Source organism: Nonomuraea sp. 3N208 (assembly GCF_052245935.1).
Lineage (GTDB): Bacteria > Actinomycetota > Actinomycetes > Streptosporangiales > Streptosporangiaceae > Nonomuraea.
Genome location: NZ_JBQQBR010000174.1, coordinates 1 through 911 on the forward strand (window position 1 = coordinate 1; position 911 = coordinate 911).

1 pseudogene is annotated in these 911 nt (G+C 67.3%); it reads right to left on the bottom strand.

What is annotated here, in order from left to right:
- Positions 1–911: pseudogene (locus ACTWPT_RS60080) on the bottom strand (DNA-directed RNA polymerase subunit beta); the annotation flags it as partial.

Here is a 911-nt window from a genome sequence, read left to right on the forward strand (position 1 = left end):
CCGCTCCTCCGGCGTCAGCTCGGTCTCCCCCTTCGGGGTGACCTTGCCCACCAGGATGTCACCCGGCACCACCTCGGCGCCGATGCGAATGATGCCCCGCTCGTCCAGGTCGGCCAGGACCTCCTCGGAGACGTTCGGGATGTCCCGCGTGATCTCCTCAGGCCCCAGCTTGGTGTCACGGGCGTCGACCTCGTGCTCCTCGATGTGGATCGAGGACAGCACGTCGTCCTGCACCAGCCGCTGGGACAGGATGATGGCGTCTTCGTAGTTGTGGCCCTCCCATGGCATGAACGCCACGAGGAGGTTCTTGCCCAGCGCCATCTCGCCCTTGTCGGTGCAGGGGCCGTCGGCGATGACCTGGTTGACCTCGATCCGGTCACCCTCGGCGACGATCGGCTTCTGGTTGAAGCTCGTGCCCTGGTTGGAGCGCTTGAACTTCGCCACGCGGTAGGTGGTCCGGGTGCCGTCGTCGTTCATGACGGTGACGTAGTCGGCGGAGACCTCCTCGACCACACCGGCCTTCTCGGCGCTGATGACGTCGCCGGCGTCGGTCGCGGCACGGTATTCCATGCCGGTGCCGACCAGCGGCGCCTCGCTCTTGAGCAGCGGCACCGACTGGCGCTGCATGTTGGAGCCCATGAGCGCGCGGTTGGCGTCGTCGTGCTCGAGGAAGGGGATCATCGCGGTGGCCACCGACACCATCTGGCGCGGCGACACGTCGATGTAGTCGACCTCCTCGGCACGGGCGAGCTCGGTCTCACCGCCCTTGGTGCGGACCAGGACGCGCGAGTCGGCGAACGTGCCGTCGGCGTTGAGCACCGTGTTGGCCTGCGCCTTGACGTAGCGGTCTTCCTCGTCGGCGGTCAGGTAGTCGATCTGCTCGGTCACCCTGCCGTCGACGACCTTGCGGT